The sequence below is a fragment of the Antribacter gilvus genome (assembly GCF_003946865.1).
GTDB classification, from domain to species: domain Bacteria; phylum Actinomycetota; class Actinomycetes; order Actinomycetales; family Cellulomonadaceae; genus Antribacter; species Antribacter gilvus.
This window is the reverse complement of the sequence record NZ_QXTH01000002.1, coordinates 52,394-71,722: the sequence shown is the minus strand read 5'-3', so window position 1 is coordinate 71,722 and position 19,329 is coordinate 52,394. Positions and strand designations below refer to the sequence as shown.

Annotated in this window: 15 protein-coding genes; 12 read left to right on the top strand and 3 right to left on the bottom strand. The window is 72.2% G+C overall.

From position 1 onward, the window contains the following. Nucleotides 1-75: 75 nt before the first annotated feature. Nucleotides 76-2,673: a polynucleotide kinase-phosphatase gene (locus tag D1350_RS03865; protein ID WP_125774116.1), complete on the bottom strand. Its 2,598-nt coding sequence runs from the start codon at nucleotides 2,671-2,673 to the stop codon at nucleotides 76-78. Continuing rightward, nucleotides 2,670-4,100, bottom strand: a complete 1,431-nt coding sequence (locus tag D1350_RS03860) for a 3' terminal RNA ribose 2'-O-methyltransferase Hen1 (RefSeq protein ID WP_240643900.1) — start codon at nucleotides 4,098-4,100, stop codon at nucleotides 2,670-2,672. Before D1350_RS03860 ends, D1350_RS03865 begins: the two co-directional genes overlap by 4 nt. A 154-nt stretch (nucleotides 4,101-4,254) precedes the next feature. On the opposite strand from D1350_RS03860, the gene D1350_RS03855 reads away from it, so the two are divergent. The 5 genes from D1350_RS03855 (at nucleotide 4,255) to D1350_RS03835 (ending at nucleotide 9,876) form a co-directional block, all read left to right on the top strand. Further along, nucleotides 4,255-6,210, top strand: a complete 1,956-nt coding sequence (locus D1350_RS03855) for a beta-N-acetylhexosaminidase (protein ID WP_240643864.1) — start codon at nucleotides 4,255-4,257, stop codon at nucleotides 6,208-6,210. Next, a complete protein-coding gene (locus D1350_RS03850) occupies nucleotides 6,207-7,772 on the top strand; it encodes an N-acyl-D-amino-acid deacylase family protein (protein WP_125774112.1) in 1,566 nt (521 codons plus the stop codon). The genes D1350_RS03855 and D1350_RS03850 overlap by 4 nt, the downstream gene beginning before the upstream one ends. A 102-nt stretch (nucleotides 7,773-7,874) precedes the next feature. Next, nucleotides 7,875-8,171, top strand: a complete 297-nt coding sequence (locus tag D1350_RS03845; protein ID WP_125774110.1) for a UBP-type zinc finger domain-containing protein — start codon at nucleotides 7,875-7,877, stop codon at nucleotides 8,169-8,171. Between the two features lie 38 nt (nucleotides 8,172-8,209). Then, nucleotides 8,210-9,445: a type III PLP-dependent enzyme domain-containing protein gene (locus tag D1350_RS03840; protein ID WP_125774108.1), complete on the top strand. Its 1,236-nt coding sequence runs from the start codon at nucleotides 8,210-8,212 to the stop codon at nucleotides 9,443-9,445. A gap of 23 nt (nucleotides 9,446-9,468) precedes the next feature. Continuing rightward, complete coding sequence (locus tag D1350_RS03835; protein WP_125774106.1) at nucleotides 9,469-9,876, top strand: RidA family protein; 408 nt, start codon at nucleotides 9,469-9,471, stop codon at nucleotides 9,874-9,876. A gap of 46 nt (nucleotides 9,877-9,922) precedes the next feature. On the opposite strand, the gene D1350_RS03830 is transcribed toward D1350_RS03835, so the two are convergent. Then, nucleotides 9,923-10,939 (bottom strand): DUF4349 domain-containing protein, encoded by a 1,017-nt coding sequence (locus tag D1350_RS03830; RefSeq protein WP_125774104.1) that lies wholly within the window; start codon nucleotides 10,937-10,939, stop codon nucleotides 9,923-9,925. A 294-nt stretch (nucleotides 10,940-11,233) separates the two neighbouring features. Here D1350_RS03830 and D1350_RS03825 point away from each other — a divergent pair, with 294 nt between their 5' ends. From D1350_RS03825 to nagB, 7 genes are all read left to right on the top strand, one after another. Then, nucleotides 11,234-12,508 (top strand): extracellular solute-binding protein, encoded by a 1,275-nt coding sequence (locus tag D1350_RS03825; RefSeq protein WP_240643863.1) that lies wholly within the window; start codon nucleotides 11,234-11,236, stop codon nucleotides 12,506-12,508. Between the two features lie 259 nt (nucleotides 12,509-12,767). After that, entirely contained in the window at nucleotides 12,768-13,922 is a 1,155-nt protein-coding gene (locus tag D1350_RS03820; RefSeq protein ID WP_125774102.1) for an ROK family transcriptional regulator, read from the top strand. Between the two features lie 29 nt (nucleotides 13,923-13,951). Continuing rightward, nucleotides 13,952-15,226, top strand: coding sequence for an extracellular solute-binding protein (locus D1350_RS03815; RefSeq protein ID WP_240643863.1), 1,275 nt, complete (start codon nucleotides 13,952-13,954; stop codon nucleotides 15,224-15,226). A gap of 117 nt (nucleotides 15,227-15,343) precedes the next feature. Continuing rightward, nucleotides 15,344-16,309 carry a carbohydrate ABC transporter permease gene (locus tag D1350_RS03810; RefSeq protein ID WP_125774098.1) on the top strand — a complete coding sequence of 322 codons (966 nt, stop codon included), beginning with the start codon at nucleotides 15,344-15,346 and terminating at the stop codon, nucleotides 16,307-16,309. Then, nucleotides 16,306-17,238, top strand: coding sequence for a carbohydrate ABC transporter permease (locus tag D1350_RS03805; protein WP_240643862.1), 933 nt, complete (start codon nucleotides 16,306-16,308; stop codon nucleotides 17,236-17,238). Before D1350_RS03810 ends, D1350_RS03805 begins: the two co-directional genes overlap by 4 nt. Next, nucleotides 17,238-18,236 carry an ROK family protein gene (locus tag D1350_RS03800; protein ID WP_125774096.1) on the top strand — a complete coding sequence of 333 codons (999 nt, stop codon included), beginning with the start codon at nucleotides 17,238-17,240 and terminating at the stop codon, nucleotides 18,234-18,236. Before D1350_RS03805 ends, D1350_RS03800 begins: the two co-directional genes overlap by 1 nt. Further along, the gene (gene nagB / locus D1350_RS03795) at nucleotides 18,236-19,015 is read left to right on the top strand and encodes a glucosamine-6-phosphate deaminase (RefSeq protein ID WP_125774094.1); all 780 of its coding nucleotides are present in this window, start codon (nucleotides 18,236-18,238) and stop codon (nucleotides 19,013-19,015) included. Before D1350_RS03800 ends, nagB begins: the two co-directional genes overlap by 1 nt. Nucleotides 19,016-19,329 lie beyond the last annotated feature (314 nt).

Below are 19,329 nucleotides of genomic sequence, written 5' to 3'. Positions count from 1 at the left end.
GAGAAGGCCCCGCCCGGGAGACCGGGCGGGGCCTTCTGCGTGCCGGGGGCCGATCACACGGGGCTGAACCCGCCCTCACAACCTCGGGTCCACCGGCTCCGACTCCAGCGCCAGGACCGCGAAGACGCACTCGTGGACGCGCCACAGCGGCTCGCCACGGGCGACCCGGTCCAGCGCCTCGAGCCCGAGGGCGTACTCGCGCAGAGCCATCGAGCGCTTGTGCCCCAGCCCGCGCTTGCGCAGCCGCTCCAGGTTGGCCGGCTCGGTGTAGTCAGGGCCGTAGATGATCCGGAGGTACTCCCGCCCGCGCACCTTGAGCCCGGGCTGGACGAGCCCGCGCCTGCCCCGCACGAGGTTGACAGCCGGCTTGACCACCATGCCCTCTCCGCCTGCCGCGGTCAGCTCCTCCCACCACGCCACGCCCGCGGCCACGGAGGTCGGATCCGTGGTGTCGACGGCGAGTCGGCGAGTGGGTGCGAACGTGCCGGGGTCGGCCTCGACGAGCCGGTCGGCCAGGCCGAGGTGCCAGTCGTGGGGACGCGTGTGGTGGGCGCTGCCCTCGGACGCGAGCACCTGGAACGGCGCGAGGCGCACGCCGTCCAGACCGTCGGTCTCCCAGCAGTAGCGGCGGTACGCCTCGCTGAAGGCGTCGGCGTTCGCAGACCGCGCCCGGGTCCGGGCGAGCAGCGCCGAGACGTCGAGCCCAGAGGCCTCCGCCCTTTCGAGCGCCTCGACCGCGACGGGCAGCGACGCGCGGGCGGCAGCGCCGACGGCGGCGTACTGGTCCCGGAGCAGCTGTTCGGCCTTCGCCGACCAGGGGAGCAGCTCGGCGTCGAGGAGGAGCCAGGACGACCCCAGCTCGTCGAACAGTCCGGACTTCTCGGCAGCGTCGCGCACGCGCTCGACCAGCGCCGCGGTGAGTGGCGCATCGAAGAACGGCCGACCGGTGCGGGTCCACACGGCGCCGAGGGCCTCGCCCGGCGCGCCGAACCGCGCACGGGCGGCGTCCAGGTCGCGGCACACGAGCACCACCGCGCGCGACCCCATGTGCTTCTCCTCGCAGACCACTCGGTCCACGCCGTCGGCCCGGTAGGACTCGAAGGCCTGCTCCGGGTGCTCCAGGACGTCCGGGCGAGCCGACGTGGCCACGGGCGCCATCGTCGGCGGCAGGTACATGAGCCACCGAGGGTCTGTCGCGAAGCGGCTCATCACCTCGAGGGCCGCCGCTGCGTTCTCCTCGCGCACGCTGATGCGCCGCTGGTAGGCGGTCTCGACCACCCGCGTGCCGAGCACGTCCGTGAGATCGAGGACCTCCGGGTCACGGCGCGCGGGACCGCTGCCGATGGTGCCCGCCACGCCGTGGCCGCGCACGCCGTCGTCAGGCTGCGCCACGGGGAAAGGCCGGGCGGGCTCGTAGTACACCCGCTCAGCCGGGACCTGGACGAGCTCCTTCTCCGGGTACCGCAGGGCGGTGAGGCTCCCGCCGAAGACGCACCCTGTGTCGAGGCACATCGTGTTGTTGATCCACTCAGGCTCGGGCGTCGGCGTGTGCCCGTACAGGACCATCGCCGATCCGCGGTACTCCTCCGCCCACGGGTAGCGCACGGGCAGGCCGTACTCGTCCGTCTCGCCGGTGGTCTGCCCGTAGAGGCAGAAGTCGCGGACGCGAGCCGACGCGCGGCCCTGGTACTTCTCGACGACGCCGGCGTGGGAGACGACGAGGCGCCCGCCGTCGAGCACGTAGTGGCTCACGAGGCCGTCGAGGAACGGTACGAGCTGCTCGCGCAGCTCGAGCTCGTCGGCGAGCTGGGCGAGGGACTCCGCCAGCCCGTGCGTCACCTGGACGTTGCGGCCGCGCAGGGCCCGCAGCAGCTTGTTCTCGTGGTTGCCCGGGACGCAGAGGGCGTCGCCGTCGGCCACCATGCCCATGGCGAGCCGCAGCACGCCCGGTGTGTCCGGCCCGCGGTCGACGAGGTCGCCGAGCAGCACCGCACGTCGCCCGTCCGGGTGGTGGGCACCGACGGCTCGGCCCAGCTCGTCGCGCCGCAGCTCGTAGCCGAGGCGGGCGAGCAGCGTCTCGAGCTCGGCGCGGCAGCCGTGGACGTCGCCGATCACGTCGAACGGGCCGGTCTCGTCGCGGAGGTCGTTGAAGAGCCGCGTGCGGGTGATCGTCGCCGCCGCCACGTCCTCCTCGCCACGCAGCACGTGCACGGTGCGGAAGCCCTCGCGCTGGAGGTTGCGCAGGCCGCGCCGCATCTGGTCACGCTGGCGCCGGACCACGTGCGCGCCGAAGTCGCGATCGGGCCGTGTGGCGTTCCGTGCCACGCACACGGCCTCGGGGACGTCGAGCACGATGGCGACGGGCAGCACGTCGTGCTGCTTGGCGAGCTCGACGAGCGCCTTGCGCGAACCGGGCTGCACGTTCGTGGCGTCGACGACGGTGAGCCGGCCGGCAGCGAGCCGCTTCCCGGCGACGTAGTGCAGCACGTCGAAGGCGTCGCCCGACGCCGCCTGGTCGTTCTCGTCGTCCGCCACGAGGCCGCGGAAGTAGTCGGACGAGAGAACCTCGGTGGACCGGAAGTGCGTGCGGGCGAACGTGGACTTGCCCGACCCGCTCACCCCCACGAGCACCACGAGGCTCAGTGCGGGAACCGTGAGCTCGCGCGACGTCATGCCGTCACCACCTTGTCGAAGATCGCCATCTGGGTCGGCGGGCCCACCTCGGGGTCGTCCGTGCCGACGGGGAGGAACCGGACCGTGTACCCGTAGAGCGCGGCCGCGGCCGTGGCCCAGGCCTGGAACTCGGCCCGCGTCCATTCGAAGCGGTGGTCGCGGTGCCGGCGCGTCCCCTCCGGGAGAGTTTCGAACCGCACGTTGTGCTCCACGTTCGGCGTGGTCACGACCACGGTCCCCGGCGCCGCGTGCCCGAGCACGGCACGCTCGACGGCCGGCAGCCGCGGAGGGTCGATGTGCTCGATCACCTCCATGAGCACGGCCGCGTCGAGACCCGCGAGCCGGTCGTCCCGGTACGTCACAGACGACTGGAAGACCTGCAGCCGGGCGCGCTGATGCTCCGGCATGCGGTCGAGGCGCAGCTTGCGGGCGAGGTACTGCAGGGCTCGCGCGGAAACGTCGGTGGCGACCACCGACTCGAACTGCCGGTCGGCGAGCAGGTCGCGTACGAGGACGCCCTCTCCGCAGCCCAGGTCGGCCACCGTGCGGGCGCCGGAGGCGCGGAGCGCGGCGAGCACCGCCCCCCGACGGAGCTCATGGAGCGGGATGGGACGGTCGGGCATCTCGGGCGCCGTCGCCTCGACCTCGATGGCGCCTGGCTCGAGCGCGTTGTCGAGGGCCTCGGGCACCGCGTCGTCCACCTCGGCGAGGCGCGCGAGCGCGCTCCGCGTCAGCTCGCGCTGGTGCGCGAGATAGCGCCGGGCGATGAAGGCCTTCTCCGGGTGCGTCCCGAGCCAGCCCTCGCCCGCGCGGACGAGCTTGTCCACCTCGTCGGTGCTGACCCAGTAGTGCTTGGACCCGTCAAGAACCGGGAGGAGCACGTACAGGTGGTTGAGCGCGTCCGCGAGGCGCAGCTCGCCGGTGAGCGTGACGTCGAGGTAGCGGGAGTCGCCCCAGGCGGGCACGGTCGGGTCGAGCGGGACGGACTCTGTGGAGACGGACCAGCCGAGGGGTTCGAACAGCATCCGCACGACGGCGTCGCCCTGCGCTGGGAGCGCAGGCACCCGCACCTCCAGCGGGATCGCCGTCGCAGCGAGCTCGGGGCGAGCGGTGCAGGTCCCGGCGAGTGCCGTGCGAAACACGTCCTTCATCGCGACGCCGAGCATGCTCGAGGCGGCGTACGGGCGGTCGTTCACGTACTGGCCCAGGGCGAAGCCCTCCCCGGAGGGTCCCTTGCGGTCGCGCACGAGCGCGACCGGGTCGACCTCCAGGAGCAGCGCGGCGGTGGTGCGCTGGTCGGTGGCCTCCGGGTAGAAGACGTGGGCGGTTCCCACCGAGACGTCGAACGACTGAACCCGGCCGGGGTGCTTGTGCAGCAGGTACCCCAGGTCGGTCGCCGTCGGCATCGTGGTGGTGATCGTGAGCATCACGGAGCGAATCCTGCCCTATGGAGTGGCCGCGCCGCCGCGCCATTCTCGCGGGAGACGTCAGAGGAGGCGGCTCGCACCTGCCGGCCCGGCGCCGGGGGGCGGAACGTAAGGAGCCTGTACCAACCTGTCCCACCGCGTTAGGGTGCACCTCGTGTCGTCCCGCCCCGGCCTCGTCCCCGCCCCGACATCGCTGGCCTGGGGTGACGACCACGTCGTGCTCCCCGACGGCGCCCGCGTCGTCACTGATCCTGCCCTCCGGCCCGCCGCCCGCTGGTGGCGCCGCGTCACCGAGGAGGCCTTCGGCCTCGACCTGAGCCTCGACCCGCTGCCTGACGCCGCCTCGCCCGGCCCGCGCGCCCACGTCACCTTTGCCCTCGCGCAGCCAGGCGCTCTGCCCGACGGCGGCTACCGCCTCATCGTGAGCCGTGCGCCGGAAGACCCCGCCCACGTGATCGGTAGTTCGTCGCATGATCGGCAGTTCGAACTGCCGATCATGCGACGAACTACCGATCACACGCCCGAGCGCGCCGTCGTCATCGAGGCCGCCGACCTCGCCGGCGCCCACGCCGCCGCACAGACGCTGCGCCAGCTCGCCGGGCCGGCCGCGTTCCGCCGCGCAGCGACCGCCACCCACCTCACCCTCCCCGCCGTGGCCATCGAGGACCATCCCCGCTTCACCTGGCGCGGCGTCCTCCTCGACGTGGCCCGCCACTTCCTCCCGAAGGCCGACGTGCTCCGCTTCGTCGACCTCGCCGCCGCCCACCGCCTGAACGTCCTCCAGCTCCACCTCACCGACGACCAGGGCTGGCGCTTCCAGTCCGTCCGCCACCCCCGGCTGACCGAGGTGGGCGGCTGGCGCACGCAGTCCACCGTGGGCACCTGGCGCGCGGGAAGCCCGGACGGTCGCCCGCACGGAGGCTTCTACACGCAGGACGACCTCCGCGAGGTCGTGGCCTACGCCCGCGACCGGGGGATCACCGTGGTGCCCGAGATCGACGTCCCCGGCCACGTCGAGGCGGCCATCGCCGCCTACCCGTTCCTCGGCACCCGCAAGGAGCCGCGCCCGGTACGCACCACCTGGGGCATCAGCGAGGACGTGCTCGACCCGTCCGAGGAGTCGCTGGCCTTCTTCCGCGAGGTGCTCGACGAGGTCGCCGACGTGTTCGACTCCCCGTTCGTCGCCCTCGGCGGCGACGAGGTCCCGACGACGCGCTGGAGCGCCGACCCGCGCGTCCGTGCCCACGCCGGTGCCCTCGGCCTCACCAGCCCGGACGGCGAGCCCGACGTGGCCCAGCTCCACGGCTGGTTCGTCGCCCGCCTCGCCGAGCACCTCACGAGCCTGGGCCGCCGCGCGGTGGTCTGGGACGAGGCCTTCGGCCCGCAGCTCCCGCGCGACGTGGTCGTCACGTCCTGGCGCGGCTGGGCGCAGGGCGCGGCGGCGCTCGCGGCGGGGCACGACGTCGTCATGGCCCCCGAGCAGGTGACCTACCTCGACCACCGTGCGGGCGAGCACCCGGACGAGCCGATCCCCGTCGGCTTCGTCCGCACCGTCGAGGACGTGTACGCGTTCGACCCTCTGCCGCCCGCTCTCGCTGTGGGTGCGCGCATGGCCGCCTCAGACGGCCAGGAGGCGACCATGCGTGTACCCACAGCGCAGGGGCAGGAGCGGGAGGGGCGGCTGCTCGGGGCGCAGGCGCAGGTCTGGACCGAGCACCTCGACAGCGCCCGCCGCGTCGACTACGCGACCTTCCCCCGCCTGGCCGCGTTCGCGGAGGCTGTCTGGTCGCCGACGGCGGACCGGTCGCCCGGGTCCGCGACGTCCCGCGAGTTCCTGGCGCGCCTCGAGCAGCACCACCTCCCGCGCCTCGACGCCTACGGCGTGGAGTACCGCCCTCTTGCGGGCCCGCACCCCTGGCAGACCCGGCCCGGCGTGGCCGGGTACCCCCGCGACCTCGCCGCCGAGACCGCCCAGGGCGGCTGGGCGGGCCTGGGCGGCTGGCGCCCCGAGGGCGGCGCGGAGAACGATGCGCCCACGTCCCGGCCCGCCGCGGCGGTGTCCGACGGCGACCCCGCGCCCGACCCGACCCCCGCCGCGGAGCGCCGATGAGCGCCGTCCTCGTCCGCGGCGTCCGCCTGCCGCAGCCCGACGGCAGCCTCTCGGGCCTGGTCGACCTCCATGTGGTGGGCGGCAGGGTCGCCCTGGTGACCCGCGCCGGCGGCGCCTCGCCCCGGGAAGGCGAGCGGGCGGCGTCGGGCGGCGTCCTCGACGCCGGGGGGCGCCTCGCCCTGCCGGGCTTCGTGGACGCCCACACGCACGCCGAGGCGGCGGTCTTCGACCCGGAGGTGCAGCTCGCCCTGCTCCGCCAGGGCGTCACGACGGTGGTGACGGGGCAGGACGGGGTGTCGTTCGCGCCGTCGGACGCGAGCACGTACGCGTGGGCCGCGGGCTACTTCGCGGCGATCGACGGCGAGCACCCCACCTTCCGCGGCGGGAGCGCCCGGGACCTCCTCGCCACGTACGACGGCGCCACGCCGGTCAACGTGGCCTACCTCGCGCCCCACGGCACCCTGCGCCACCAGGTCCTCGGGACGGCGCAGCGCCCGGCCACGGACCACGAGTTGACCCGCCTGGTCGCGCTCCTGGAGCGTGCCCTCGACGACGGCGCCTGCGGCCTGTCGACCGGCCTCGAGTACGTCCCGGCCGCGTACGCGGACGAGCGGGAGCTGGTGGCGCTCGCGCGGGTCGCCGCGGCCCGTGGCCTGCCGCACGTGAGCCACATGCGGGGCTACGAGGAGAAGGCGGGGCCGGCGTTCGCGGAGCTGGTCCGCGTCGCCCGGGCCTCAGGCGTCGCCACCCACGTGAGCCACTTCCACGGGCCCGCAACCGAGCTGGCGGGCTACGTCGACGACGCGCGCGCCGACGGCCTGGACGTCACCTTCGACTCCTACCCCTACCTGCGCGGCTGCTCGATCCTGTCGATGGTGTCGCTCCCCACGTGGCTCCCCGTCGCCGACCGCGCGGCCACGGTCGCCGCCCTCCGCGACCCCGCCGTCCGCGACCGGCTCGGCCCCCACTTCGAAGGCCTCGCGGCCCTCTGGCCCCGCGTCACCTTCGCCTCCGTCCCGGGTCCCCTCGCCTGGGCGGAGGGCCGCACGCTGCCCGACGTCGCCACGCGCCTCGGGCTGTCGGCCCCCGACACGGTGGTCGAGGTCCTGGTGTCGACGGAGCTGCGGGCGAGCTGCGTCTTCGAGCAGCCGCCGACGAACTCTGCGGAGTCCGTCCGGGCGCTCGCGAACCACCCGGCCCACCTGGCGGGCTCGGACGCGATCTACCTCGGCGGGAGGCCCCATCCCCGCGGCTGGGGCGCGTTCCCGCGGTTCCTCACGACGCACGTGGCCTCCGGAGACTGGACGTGGTGGGACGCCGTCGAGCACCTGTCCGGGCGGGCGGCCCGCCGGTTCGGGCTGGCGGGGCGGGGGAGCCTGGTGCCCGGCTCGGTCGCGGACCTCGTGCTCGTCGACCCCGGCGCGGTGCGGGACCTCGCGACGTACGAGGCGCCGCGGGTCCCGGCGTCGGGCATCGAGGACGTCCTGGTGGCGGGCGTGCCGGTGCTGACCGGCGGCGCGCTCACCGGTGCGACGCCGGGCGGCGGGCTCCGGCCGGCCTGACCGGCAGCCCGTCGGATGATCGGCAGCCCGGGTTGCCGATCACCCGACGAACTGCCGATCGCGCGGAGGTCTGCTCGCGGGTCCCGGACGTACGATGCGGGCATGGCGGACGACGTCTGTACCCACCTGGACCGGGTCGATGCCGCGGCCGAGCCGTCGGCCGAGGGCTGCGAGGACTGCCTGCGCGACGGGGGGACCTGGGTCCACCTGCGCATGTGCCGCACCTGCGGCCACGTGGGCTGCTGCGACAGCTCGCCGGCCACGCACGCGACCGCGCACTTCCACACGACCGAGCACCCCCTGGTCTCCTCGTTCGAGCCGGGTGAGCACTGGTGGTGGTGCTACGTCGACGAGGTGACGTTCCGCAACCGGGACGTTCCGGAGTACGCGCACCCGTGACGTGACGCCCGGCGCACCGCGCGGGCACAATAGGCGGCATGCTTAACAAACGCGGCGCCGCCGGGCGCATCGACGGCCCCGGGTTCTCCTGGCCGCTGCTGGCCCTCGACCGGTCCGCGCTGGACCACAACGTGGCGACCGTCGCGCACACCTTCGCGAGCCGGGGTGTCGAGCACGCGCCCCACGTGAAGACCCACATGGCGCGGGGCGTCTTCGAGCGGCAGCTCGCCGCGGGTGCCTGGGGCGGCACCGTCGCCACGCCGGCCCAGCTGCGCACCCTCGTCGGCTGGGGCCTCCCCGGCGGCGGGCGACGTGCGTTCCTCGCCAACGAGCTCGTCGACCCGCGCGAGGTCGCGTGGCTCCGCGGGGTGCTGGAGCGCCAGGAGGCCGACGAGGTCTGGGTCTACGTGGACTCCGCGCGCGGAGTCGGCCTTCTGACGACGGGCTTCGCGGGGTCGACGGCGGTCGCGCGGCTCGGCGTGCTCGTCGAGCTCGGTGTGCCGGGGGGCCGCACGGGCGTGCGCTCGGTCGCGGAGGCGGTGACCCTCGGTCGCGCGGTGCACGACGCCGGCCTCCGGCTCGTCGGCGTCGCAGGCTACGAGGGGCCGGTGGCGGGCGGGACGTCCGAGGTGGAGCTGGCCGCCGTCGCGGACTGGTGCGAAAAAGTGTGCCAGGCGGGCGCCGGTGTCGCGGACCTGGTCCAGGGTCCCGTGGTGCTGAGCGCCGGGGGCAGCGCCTTCGCGGACGTCGTGGTCCGCGAGCTGACGCGGCCGCTCGAGGGGGCCGGGGGCGCCGTCGTGCCGCACCGGGTGGTGCTGCGCTCGGGCGCCTACGTGACGCACGACCACGGCCACTACCGCCGTACCGACCCGTGGACCCGACTCGGTGCACCCGCGCTGCGGCCGGCGATCACCGTGTGGGCGTCCGTGCTGTCCGTGCCCGAGCCTGGCCTGGTGGTGTGCGGGATAGGGCGTCGTGACGTGTCGTTCGACATCGACCTGCCGACGCCGCTGGTCGTGCGGCCGGCGGACGAGACCGGGCGGCTCGGCGCACCGCGACGGCTCGGCGCACCGCACGGCCCGGCCGCGCGCGTCACCGCGCTCAACGACCAGCACGCCTACGTCGCCGTCGAGCCGGGGGAGGGCCACGGCATCGCACCCGGCGACGTGATCGGGTTCGGCGTCTCGCACCCGTGCACCACCCTCGACAAGCACCGCCGCGCCGTCGTCGTCGACGGGGACGAGGTCGTCGAGCAGCTGACCCTCGAGTTCTGACCACCACGATCAAGGAGCACCGGATGACCACGCCCAAGACCGCGATCTCGACCACGGACGCACCCGCCCCCGCGCACACGTTCCACCAGGGGGTGCGCAAGGGGCCGTTCGTCCAGGTGTCGGGCCAGGGCCCGGTGGACCCGGCGACGGGGGAGTACCTGTACCCGGGCGACGTGGCGGCGCAGACCACGCGGACGCTCGAGAACGTGCGGGCGATCGTCGAGGCGGGCGGCGCCACCTTCGACGACGTCGTGATGCTGCGCGTCTACCTCACCAGGCGCGAGGACTTCCCGGTGATGAACGAGGCCTACGGCGAGTTCGTGACGAAGCACTGCCCGGGCGGGGTGCTCCCCGGCCGGACCACCGTGTTCACGGGCCTGCCGCGCGAGGAGATGCTCGTCGAGATCGACGGGCTGGCGATCACCGGCTGACGCCGGGCCGGCCAGCGGTGTGTGAACTACCGATCACGTGAGGAAGCTAACCGACGGGAGCAGGAGCCGGGCGGGTCTCCGCCTCGTCCGGGTCCGCCTCCGCGCCGCCGTCGTCGTGGGAGGGCGGCCCCTGCGGGCCGGCCGGGCCCTCGGCCGTGGGGCCGCCGGACCCGCCCGACCGGGCCTGACGCGTCCGCCGCGCCCGCCGCACGACCGTGACCACGAGATAGACGAGAGCGGCGACCGCGAGCCACGGCAGCAGCACGCCGAGGACCAGGAGCAGGGCGCGGAAGGTGCTCACCAGCGCCTCCCAGCCCGCGGCGAGGCCGCCGAGGAAGCCGCTGCGGTTGGCCACCATGACGTCCTCCTCGTCGGCGAAGATGTCGACGCGGAGGGTGGACATCGCGACCTCGTCGGACAGCCGGTCGCGCTCGGCGCGCAGGGAGTCCAGGTCCGCCTGCCGGGCGGAGAGCTCGCGCTCGACCTCGAGCAGCTCGTCCGTCGAGGCTGCCTCGGTCATGAGCTTGCGGAGCCGGTCGGTGGAGGTGGTGAGCGCGACGATGCGGGCGTCGAGGTCCTGTGCCGTCCCGGTCACGTCGACCGTCTCGATGGACACCTGGCTGACCTCGCCGAGGGAGTCGAGCGCCTCGAGCGTGGGCGTGACCCGGTCGGCCGGGACGCGCAACGTCATGGACGCGCTGCCGCGCTCGCCGTCGGAACCGGCCGTCTCGGAGCGCTGCTCCACCCGGCCGCCGGCCTGCTCGACGATCCGTGCGAGGTCCTGGGCGGTGCGGGCGGGGTCGGCCGCCACGATCGAGGCGGACCCCGTGGTGACGAGCTCCCGGGCGACGGTGCCCTCGGCAGAGGCGGCGGCGCCCCCGAGGTCGGAGGGCGCGTAGGCCGCGGCGGAGTCGGCTGCCGGTTCCGCTCCCTCCGAGCTGCCCCCGCCGTCGCCTCCCCCGGAGCACGCGGCGAGACCGAGCACGAGCGCCGTGCCGGCGAGGAGGGCCGCGAGGCGCGTCGCCAGACGGCCGGTGCGTGACGAGGGGGCGGGACGAGTCATGGTCCGAGCGTAGGAGCGGGTGAATCGGCACAACGGCTCAGGACGCGAATTGTGATCCCTTTGTGAGGTTGGGCCGGGAAGGGCGGCCGCGATCCGCCGGGCATCTCGGGCATGGTTCGGTCGCGGCACGGCCGCGGATTCGTAACGGTTCCATCACGAGGGCGGACCGGTGATGGACACCACACTGTTAAGGAGGTCTACTAACAAACGGCATCGATGCCGCGATCACACCGGGGTGCTCGCGGGACCGAGCGGTGGCTCGAAGATGGCTGACCGAAACCGGAAGGAATGACCGTGAAGAAGATTCGTGTGGGCGGCGCTGTGGCGTCGGTTGCTGTGGTGGCGTTGGGGTTGTCGGCGTGTGGTGGTTCTGCGGAGCCGGCGTCCGAGGGTCCGGTGACGGGTGATGTGCGGGTGTGGGTCGTGGGTGGTGACACTCCGGAGGAGGCTCGTGCGTTCCTGAAGTCGACGTTCGAGGAGCAGAACCCGGGTTCGACGCTGACGATCGAGGAGCAGGCGTGGGACGGTCTGGTCGACAAGTACACGACGGCGTTGTCGGGTTCGGACGCGCCGGACGTGGTGGAGATCGGTAACACGCAGGCTGCGGCGTTCACGTCGGCGGGCTACTTCGCGGAGATCACGGGCGAGCAGTTCGAGGAGCTGGGCGGGGACGACCTGCTGCCGGGGTTCGTCGAGGCTGGTGACTGGGAGGGCGTGCACTACGCGCTGCCGTACTACTCGGGTTCGCGTGTGGTGTTCTACTCCGAGCAGGTGCTGGGTGGCACGGAGGTGCCCTCGACGCTGGACGAGTACGTGGCGACGGCGTCGTCGCTGAAGACGGCTGACCGGTCGGGGATCTACTGGCCGGGTCAGGACTGGTACAACGCTCTGCCGTTCATCTGGGAGAACGGTGGTTTCATCGCCGAGCCCAAGGATGACGGGACGTGGGAGGCCGGGTTCTCGTCCGAGGGTGGTCTGGCGGGTCTGGAGCAGATCCAGGAGGCGTTCAACACCTCGAACGCGCCGAAGGACGGTCAGGAGACCGATCTGCAGGTGCCGTTCTGTGAGGGCAAGGTCGCGTTCCTGTCGGCTCCGTCGTGGATCCAGTGGGGGATCAAGGCCGAGGAGGACGCTGAGGTCCCGGGCTGCCTGGCGACCTATGGGTCGGACCTGAAGGCGTTCCCGCTGCCGGGCAAGGACGGTGGCGCTGCTCAGGTGTTCGCCGGTGGGTCCAACATCGCGGTGGCGAAGAACTCGCCGAACCCGGAGCTGGCTTACAAGGCTCTGCAGATCATGCTGTCGGACGAGTACCAGACGATGATCGCCGCGACGGGTCTGATCCCGGCGAAGGTGTCGCTGGCCGGTCAGGTTCCCCAGGACGACCCGATCGCTGCTGCTGGGGTCGAGGCGGCCAAGACCGCGCGTCTGACCCCGGCCTCGCCGAAGTGGGCCGACGTGGAGGCCGCGGGCATCCTGCAGGCCGCGTTCACCAAGATCGCCGCGGGCCAGGACGTCGAGACCATCGCCAAGGACCTCGACACCGAGATCGAGAAGATCCTCAACAGCTGACACCGAGCTGAGATCGACGGGTCCGCCCGGGCCGGCGTCTGCCGGTCCGGGCGGACCCGTTCGTGTACGCGCGCGTACGCTCGGCGCGACGCTGCGCCAGTGGTGAGGCAGGCTCGGGTTCGTCCACCCTCCGCGCAATTCACCGTGCGCCCGCTCTGCGGGCAGGGAGGACGGGGCTCGTGACGCACCGGATAACGGTTAGGTCACGAGATCTTCCGGGTGATAGACACCACTCTGTTAAGGAGGTCTACTAACAAACATGACGACGGCGACAGGACGTACCGGCACCGAGCAGAGCCTCGGCAACCGTCTCCGCGCGACGTCGAAGGTGCTTCCCGAGCATGCTCGGGCGCACAATCGCTCGCTCGTTCTTCAACACCTCTTCCACCAGGGCCCCACCTCGCGGGCAGACCTCGCGCGCGCGACGGCGCTCACGCGGGTCACCATCTCGGACCTTGTGTCGGTGCTCATCGGCGAGGGCCTCGTGGAGGAGCTCGGCACCCGTCCCGGACAGCGTGTGGGCAAGCCGGCGATCCTCGTGGGGATGCGCACGGACTCGTACCAGATCGTGGCCGTGGACCTCACCGACGACGCGCAGATGCGCGGCGCGGTGCTCAGCCTGACCGGCCAGGTCGTGGTCCGGCGCTCGCTCGCGATCGACGGGCGCACCGGCGAGGAGCTCGTCGATCTCCTGACCCGTTTCGTGCGCCGTCTCGTCGCGGCCGCGAGCCAGCCGGTCATCGGGGTGGGCATCGGCTCGCCCGGCGTGATCGACATGGCCGGCCGCGTGGTCGAGGCCCCGAACCGTCGCTGGTTCGACGTGCCGCTCGCGGCGCTGCTCAGCGAGCGGCTCGGTCTTCCCGTGCACGTCGCGAACGACGCCAACACCGCCGCGCTGGGCGAGTTCACCTACGGGGGAGCGTCCTCGGGCCTGATCGTCATCACCATCGGCGAGGGCGTCGGCGCAGGCATCGTGGCGGACGGGGTGCGCGTGCACGGGCACGGCGACGCGGCCGGCGAGCTCGGCCACGTCACCGTCGTCGACGACGGTGAGCTGTGCGCCTGTGGCCGCAGCGGCTGCCTCGAGACGGTCCTGTCCGTGCCGGCGCTCCGGCGCGCGGTCGCGGACAAGGACCCTGACGCCGCCGACGCCGCCCTGGCGTCGGTCGGCAGGCTGCTGGGGGTCACCCTGGCTCCTGTCGTGAGCGCCCTCAACCTCTCCGAGGTGCTCCTGAGCGGTCCGCGCGACCTGCTCGACGGCACCTTGCGGGAGACGGCGCTGCAGACCCTCCGCGAGCGGACCATGCCGGCGATCAACGCCGGGCTGCACCTGCGGATGGCGACCTTGGACGAGGACGTGGTGCTCGCGGGTGCCGCGGTCCTGGTCCTGTCCGCTCAGCTCGGCGTGTCCTGAGCAGAGCAAGACCCTCGGAAGGAATGACCGTGAAGAAGATTCGTGTGGGCGGCGCTGTGGCGTCGGTTGCTGTGGTGGCGTTGGGGTTGTCGGCGTGTGGTGGTTCTGCGGAGCCGGCGTCCGAGGGTCCGGTGACGGGTGATGTGCGGGTGTGGGTCGTGGGTGGTGACACTCCGGAGGAGGCTCGTGCGTTCCTGAAGTCGACGTTCGAGGAGCAGAACCCGGGTTCGACGCTGACGATCGAGGAGCAGGCGTGGGACGGTCTGGTCGACAAGTACACGACGGCGTTGTCGGGTTCGGACGCGCCGGACGTGGTGGAGATCGGTAACACGCAGGCTGCGGCGTTCACGTCGGCGGGCTACTTCGCGGAGATCACGGGCGAGCAGTTCGAGGAGCTGGGCGGGGACGACCTGCTGCCGGGGTTCGTCGAGGCTGGTGACTGGGAGGGCGTGCACTACGCGCTGCCGTACTACTCGGGTTCGCGTGTGGTGTTCTACTCCGAGCAGGTGCTGGGTGGCACGGAGGTGCCCTCGACGCTGGACGAGTACGTGGCGACGGCGTCGTCGCTGAAGACGGCTGACCGGTCGGGGATCTACTGGCCGGGTCAGGACTGGTACAACGCTCTGCCGTTCATCTGGGAGAACGGTGGTTTCATCGCCGAGCCCAAGGATGACGGGACGTGGGAGGCCGGGTTCTCGTCCGAGGGTGGTCTGGCGGGTCTGGAGCAGATCCAGGAGGCGTTCAACACCTCGAACGCGCCGAAGGACGGTCAGGAGACCGATCTGCAGGTGCCGTTCTGTGAGGGCAAGGTCGCGTTCCTGTCGGCTCCGTCGTGGATCCAGTGGGGGATCAAGGCCGAGGAGGACGCTGAGGTCCCGGGCTGCCTGGCGACCTATGGGTCGGACCTGAAGGCGTTCCCGCTGCCGGGCAAGGACGGTGGCGCTGCTCAGGTGTTCGCCGGTGGGTCCAACATCGCGGTGGCGAAGAACTCGCCGAACCCGGAGCTGGCTTACAAGGCTCTGCAGATCATGCTGTCGGACGAGTACCAGACGATGATCGCCGCGACGGGTCTGATCCCGGCGAAGGTGTCGCTGGCCGGTCAGGTTCCCCAGGACGACCCGATCGCTGCTGCCGGTGTCGAGGCGGCCAAGACCGCGCGTCTGACCCCGGCCTCGCCGAAGTGGGCCGACGTGGAGGCCGCGGGCATCCTGCAGGCCGCGTTCACCAAGATCGCCGCGGGCCAGGACGTCGAGACCATCGCCAAGGACCTCGACACCGAGATCGAGAAGATCCTCAACAGCTGACACCCGGCTGCCGGCGCGGCGCCGTCCTCCCTTCGGGCGGCGCCGCGCACACCCTGCGCCTCGCACCGCCCCTCGTCGTCGCGCCGCCGTCCAGGCGCCGCCCAATGGAGATTGCAGATGACCACCTCGTTCCTCGATGCGCCTGCGCCGGCATCGCCGCCGCCGACGCGCCGAAGCAGCCGGCCCCCACGGCGCCGGAAGCCTGTCCTGCCCTGGCTGCTCCTGTCCGCGACGCTCGTCGTGCTCGGAGTCTTCACCGGGTACCCGATCGTGCGCCTCGTCGTCATGTCGTTCCAGGAGTACGAGCGCGCCCAGCTCATGGGCACGCCGGCCGAGTGGGTGGGGTTCGACAACTACGTCAGCATCCTCACCGACCTGGACGGTTTCTGGACCGTCCTGCTCCGCAGCTTCGTCGTGATGGTCATCTGCGTCGTGCTGACCATGGTGATCGGCACCCTGCTCGCCCTGCTCATGATGCGGCTCGGCAAGGGCCTGCGGGTGCTCGTCTCGGTCGGCCTGCTCCTCGCGTGGGCGATGCCGCCGCTGTCCGCCACGATCGTGTGGGGCTGGATCTTCGACACCGAGTACGGCATCGTCAACAACCTGCTGACGCGGATCACGGGTGACCGCTGGTTCGGCCACTCGTGGCTCCTGGACCCGCTCACCTTCTTCATGATCCTCGTGATCATCGTCGTGTGGGGTGCCGTGCCGTTCGTCGCGTTCACGATGTACGCCGGCCTGACGCAGATCCCCGGCGAGGTCATCGAGGCCGCACAGCTCGACGGGGCGAGCGCCCTCCAGCGCTTCCGCCTCGTCCAGATCCCGTACGTCAGCGGCATCATCACGGTGCTGATCGTGCTGTCGATGATCTGGGACCTGCGGCTGTTCACCCAGGTGTTCGCCCTGCAGACCATCGGCGGCGACCGTGAGGCGACGAACACGATCGGTGTGTACATCTTCCAGACGGGCATGGCCCAGGGTCACTACGGCGTCGCGGGCGCCATCGGCGTCATCTTCGTGTTCATCATGATGGGTCTGTCGAGCTACTACGTGCGCCGGACGGTTCAGGAGGAGGAGCTGTGAGCGCGGTCGAGAGCCGGACGGTCCAGGCAGGGCTCGGGATCCGGCCGCAGGCAGGTCCTGCGCGGACGAGCGGGCGCGGAGGTCCCGCCCGCCGGGTGGGCGACGTGGTGTGGGGGCTGGTCGCGGTCGCGGTGTTCGCCATGTCGGCCTTCCCGGTCTACTGGATGATCAACACGTCCTTCCTGCCCAACAGCGCCATCCGTGGCGAGGACATCGCCTTCTTCCCGACGCCCGACCTCTTCACGATGCGCAACTACGTGAGCGTCATCACCGACGAGTCGCGGGCCGCCTTCACGCCGGCCATGTGGAACTCGATCTGGGTCACGACCCTGACCGTCTTCCTCGCGATGATCCTGGGCTTCCTGGCGTCGCTCGCGCTCACGCGGTTCAAGTTCAAGGGTCGCCGCACCTTCATCCTCCTCATCCTCGTGGTGCAGATGCTGCCCGGCGAGGCGATGTTCATCTCGCTCTTCCGCATCATCGACAGCTGGCACATGCTCAACACGGTCATCGGCCTGGTGCTCGTGTACCTGGCGGGCGTGCTGCCGTTCACGATCTGGACGCTGCGCGGGTTCGTCAACGGGGTGCCGGCCGAGCTCGAGGAGGCGGCCATGATCGACGGTTGCACCAAGGCCGGCGCCTTCTGGCGCGTGACCTTCCCGCTGCTGGCTCCTGGCCTGGTCGCCACGGGCGTCTTCGCGCTCATCCAGGCGTGGAACGAGTTCATCCTCGCGCTGATCATCATGTCGCGGCCGGAGTCCATGACGTTGCCGATCTGGCTCAGGACGTTCCAGCAGGCCAACGAGGCGACCAACTGGGGTGCCATGATGGCCGGCTCCACGCTCGTGGCCCTCCCCGTCGTCATCTTCTTCCTGTTCGTCCAGGGGCGTATGACCGGTGGGCTCGTGTCCGGCGCGGTGAAGGGCTGATGGCGGCGGCACAGCAGATCGGCACGCCGTCGTCCGGGCTCTGCTCGGTCGGCCTCGACATCGGGGGCACCAAGATCCTGGGCGCCCTCCTGGGGCCCGACGGCGAGGTGCTCGCCACGGTCCGTCTGCCCACCGTCCGCGGCGCCGAGGGCATCGTGGCAGGTGCGGCCCAGGCGGTCCGTGAGGTCGTCGCCCAGGCCGGTCGCACCCTCGACGACGTGGCCGGCGTGGGCCTGGGGATCCCGGGCATCGTCGACCACGCGGCCGGCACGGTGCGGCACGCGGTCAACCTCGGCGTCGACGGGGCGGAGCTGCCGCTGGCAGACCTGCTCTCGGTGGCGCTCGGCGGCCTTCCCGTGGTGGTCGAGAACGACCTCAACGTGGCGGCGGTCGGTGCTGCGCACATCCTGGAGCGCAGCAAGCCCGACCGCGACCGCGCCGCCGGGAGCGGCGTCGCGCCCAGCGAGGACCTCGCGTTCGTCGCGCTGGGCACCGGCCTGGCGGCCGGGCTGGTCCTCGAGGGCCACCTGCGCCGGGGCGTGAGCGGGGCGGCGGGGGAGATCGGCCACGTGCCGGTGGACCCGGCCGGGCCCGAGTGCCCTTGCGGCCAGCGAGGCTGTCTGGAGACGATCGCGTCGGGCACCGCGCTGGCCGCGGCCTGGCCGGCGCGGCACGGCAAGCCGGCGCCGGTCGAGCTGTTCGAGGCGGCGGCAGCGGGGGACGCTGACGCGGTCGCGGTCAAGGCTCGGTTCGCCGAAGCGGTGGCGAGCGCCGTCCGTCTGCTGGTGCTGACGGTCGACGTGCGGCACGTGGTGCTCGGCGGGGGCGTCTCCCACCTGGGAGAGCCGCTCCTGGAGGCGGTGCAGGAGGCTCTGCGTGAGCAGGCCAAGAGCTCGCCGTTCCTCACGTCGCTCGCCCTGCACGAGCGCGTGGTGCTGGCGCCGCAGGGCGTCCCGGTGGCGGCCGTCGGGGCCGCCGTCCTCGGAAGGAGGGGCTGATGGAGGTCATCATCGCGGAGGCGGACAAGCTGGCCGGGCTGGCCGCGGACGCCGTCGAGAAGCTGCTGCGGGCCCGGCCGGCCGCGGTCCTGGGGCTCGCCACGGGCTCCAGCCCGCTCCGGGTCTACGACGAGCTGGCGCGCCGCCACAAGGACGGGCTCTCGTTCGCCCAGGCGCGCGCGTTCATGCTCGACGAGTACGTGGGTCTGCCCGCGGACCATCCGGAGCGGTACCGCAACGTGATCGAGAAGGAGATCGCGTCGCGGGTCGACTTCGCGCCCGGTGCGGTCCAGGGCCCGGACGGCCTCGCCGACGACCTCGAGGCCGCGTGCGCGCGGTACGAGGCGGCGATCGCCGAGGCCGGGGGCGTGGACCTGCAGCTCCTCGGCATCGGTACCGACGGGCACATCGCGTTCAACGAGCCCGGGTCGTCGCTGGCATCCCGGACGCGGATCAAGACGCTGACCCGGCAGACCCGGGAGGACAACGCCCGGTTCTTCGGGGACGACGTCGGGCAGGTGCCACGGCACTGCCTCACGCAGGGGCTCGCGACGATCATGTCGGCGCGGCACCTGGTCCTGCTCGCGACGGGCCGGGCCAAGGCTGAGGCGGTGCACCAGCTCGTGGAGGGCCCGGTGAGCGCCATGTGGCCCGCGACGGTCATGCAGCTGCACCCGCACGCCACGGTCCTGGTCGACGACGCGGCGGCCTCCCGGCTCCAGCTCGCCGACTACTACCGTCAGACCTTCGCGGACAAGCCGGACTGGCAGGGCCTCTAAAGGGCCGACGCCGTCCGGCGAGAATTTCCCGGCTGGGCCGATGCATATGCATCGGCCCAGTCCCTTTTTTTGTGCCCGCGGGGCGGGCTCGCTGTTGCACTTCCGTTCAGCAAGCGTCCGACAGATGTTACTGGGATTAACTCAGTAAGTTGGCCGCAGAATCGACCCTTTGTATACCCAGAGTTCATGTCACAGGAGCGTAACTTTCCGGTCCCGGGTGAGTCGTGTTCGATTCCGCAGGATCCCGGGGAAGCCGCCGGGTCAACGGGTGATTTCGCGGGTGAACATCAGGTATCCGGAGCGGTTTGTCCGGA

What these genes read in the sequence shown, in the direction of transcription:
- D1350_RS03865 (WP_125774116.1), bottom strand. Translation starts at nt 2,673, where the DNA reads ATGACGTCGCGCGAGCTCACGGTTCCCGCACTGAGCCTCGTGGTGCTC.
- D1350_RS03860 (WP_240643900.1), bottom strand. Translation starts at nt 4,100, where the DNA reads ATGCTCACGATCACCACCACGATGCCGACGGCGACCGACCTGGGGTAC.
- D1350_RS03850 (WP_125774112.1), top strand. Translation starts at nt 6,207, where the DNA reads ATGAGCGCCGTCCTCGTCCGCGGCGTCCGCCTGCCGCAGCCCGACGGC.
- D1350_RS03845 (WP_125774110.1), top strand. Translation starts at nt 7,875, where the DNA reads ATGGCGGACGACGTCTGTACCCACCTGGACCGGGTCGATGCCGCGGCC.
- D1350_RS03840 (WP_125774108.1), top strand. Translation starts at nt 8,210, where the DNA reads ATGCTTAACAAACGCGGCGCCGCCGGGCGCATCGACGGCCCCGGGTTC.
- D1350_RS03835 (WP_125774106.1), top strand. Translation starts at nt 9,469, where the DNA reads ATGACCACGCCCAAGACCGCGATCTCGACCACGGACGCACCCGCCCCC.
- D1350_RS03830 (WP_125774104.1), bottom strand. Translation starts at nt 10,939, where the DNA reads ATGACTCGTCCCGCCCCCTCGTCACGCACCGGCCGTCTGGCGACGCGC.
- D1350_RS03820 (WP_125774102.1), top strand. Translation starts at nt 12,768, where the DNA reads ATGACGACGGCGACAGGACGTACCGGCACCGAGCAGAGCCTCGGCAAC.
- D1350_RS03810 (WP_125774098.1), top strand. Translation starts at nt 15,344, where the DNA reads ATGACCACCTCGTTCCTCGATGCGCCTGCGCCGGCATCGCCGCCGCCG.
- D1350_RS03800 (WP_125774096.1), top strand. Translation starts at nt 17,238, where the DNA reads ATGGCGGCGGCACAGCAGATCGGCACGCCGTCGTCCGGGCTCTGCTCG.
- nagB (WP_125774094.1), top strand. Translation starts at nt 18,236, where the DNA reads ATGGAGGTCATCATCGCGGAGGCGGACAAGCTGGCCGGGCTGGCCGCG.